This is a genomic window from Phenylobacterium sp., assembly GCF_036263695.1.
Lineage (GTDB): Bacteria > Pseudomonadota > Alphaproteobacteria > Caulobacterales > Caulobacteraceae > Phenylobacterium.
In genome coordinates this window covers 1-1,665 of record NZ_DATAGM010000221.1, presented here as the reverse complement: position 1 = coordinate 1,665, position 1,665 = coordinate 1, and the positions used below count along the sequence as shown (strand labels likewise).

The following is a 1,665-nucleotide window of genomic DNA, read 5'->3' as shown; positions in this document are numbered from 1 at the left end:
CGTCGAGCTGATCACCCCGATCGCCATGGACCAGGGCCTGCGCTTCGCCATCCGCGAAGGCGGCCGCACGGTCGGCGCCGGCGTGGTGAGCAAGATCATCGAGTAGCGCTTAGCGTCAGCTGAGAGCTGAAAGGCCGCCGGAGCGATCCGGCGGCCTTTTTCTCTTCCACCTTCCGCCGCTTGGCGGGAGGTAGGAAGGCGTGTGTGTGAGCGAAGGTGACTCCCGCGTCATGACCGCGAATTAAGCTGTGGCGGGGGCGGGGGTCCGGTAGCTTCGCCTGGAAATTCAGGGGAGATCGCCCATGCGCCGCCTCATCTTCAGCTTCGCCGTCCTGGCGGCCAGCGCCGCCGCCGGCGCGGCCCAGGCCGCTTCTGTGGAGATCCGTGACGCGGTCGCCCGGGTGGTGGTCTCGCCGGAGTCGCGGGCCGACGTGGTCGTCGAGGTGCTGACCCGCAACGAGCGGCTGCCGCTGGAGGTGCGCCAGGTCGGCGACCGGGTGCTGATCGACGGCGGCCTGTCGCGCCGGATCAGCAGCTGCTCGAGCCGGGGAGGGCGCACCCGTGTCGAGGTGCGCGGGGTCGGCGAAGTGGCCTACGCCGACATGCCCCAGATCCTGGTCCGCACGCCCCGCCAGGTGGAGATCGCGGCGGATGGGGCGGTGTTCGGCGAAGTCGGCCGGGCGGCCAGCGTGGACCTCTCCAACGCCGGCTGCGGCGACTGGATGCTGGCCAACGTGGCCGGGCGAATGTCGGTCCGCCAGGTGGGCTCGGGCGACACCCGGGCCGGGGCGGCCGGGGAGGCGGACCTGCAGGTCGCCGGGGCCGGCGACATCGTCACCCGGGCCATCGACGGGCGCCTGGCGGTCAAGGTGGCCGGCAGCGGCGACGTGCTGGTGGAGCGGGTCACCGGCCCGATGAGCGTGCAGGTCGCCGGCTCCGGCGACGTGAAGGTGCTGAGCGGGCAGGCGAGCGCCATGGATGTCAGCATCGCCGGCTCCGGCGACGTCGACTTCGGCGGCGACGCCGCCACCCTGTCGGCCAAGATCATGGGCTCGGGCGACGTGCGGGCCCGGGCGGTGCGCGGCGCGGTGGCCAAGACGGTGATGGGCTCGGGGGACGTGATCGTGGGGCGGTAAGCCTCTCGCGGGCCCTGCGGGCGCCGCTTGACGGGGCCCGACTCTGAGGGTAATGACGCGCCTCCTGTTGGACCGGCTGTGCGCCGAGCGGCGCAGACGCGGTTCGCAGAACGACCTGAGACTAGAGTATCAAAGCTAGCGTTTCGGGGTGGGCCCTCGCATTTCGCGCGGGCTCAAGTCGTTTGTGCGGACTTCGCGTATCCGGGCGCTCTCAAGGCGTTCGGACCGGTCTTTGAAATGGTCAAGATCACGCGGGCGGACCGCCGTCTGTAGGGAAACGAAAGAGCGATATGGATCGTCAGAACATCCGCATCAGGCTCAAGGCCTTCGATCACCGCGTGCTGGACCATTCCACCCGCGAGATCGTGAACACGGCCAAGCGCACTGGCGCGACCGTCCGGGGGCCGATCCCCCTGCCGACGCGGATCGAAAAATTCACCGTCAACCGTTCGCCGCACATCGACAAGAAGTCGCGCGAGCAGTTCGAAATCCGCACGCACAAGCGCGTGCTCGACATCGTCGACCCCAC

Annotated in this window: 3 protein-coding genes; all 3 read left to right on the top strand. The window is 69.8% G+C overall.

Annotated features, from left to right (window positions below; translation table 11 throughout):
- Positions 1-106: hypothetical protein (locus VHK87_RS09000; protein WP_287155851.1), on the top strand; the 106-nt coding region annotated here is incomplete at its 5' end.
- 196 nt (positions 107-302) lie between these two features.
- Positions 303-1,136, top strand: coding sequence for a GIN domain-containing protein (locus VHK87_RS08995; RefSeq protein WP_329634563.1), 834 nt, complete (start codon positions 303-305; stop codon positions 1,134-1,136).
- A 290-nt stretch (positions 1,137-1,426) separates the two neighbouring features.
- Positions 1,427-1,665: 30S ribosomal protein S10 (rpsJ, locus tag VHK87_RS08990; protein WP_329634562.1), on the top strand; the 239-nt coding region annotated here is incomplete at its 3' end.

Bases quoted from the DNA above. Each gene is read 5' to 3' on its own strand.
- VHK87_RS08995 (WP_329634563.1), top strand. From the start codon at position 303: ATGCGCCGCCTCATCTTCAGCTTCGCCGTCCTGGCGGCCAGCGCCGCC.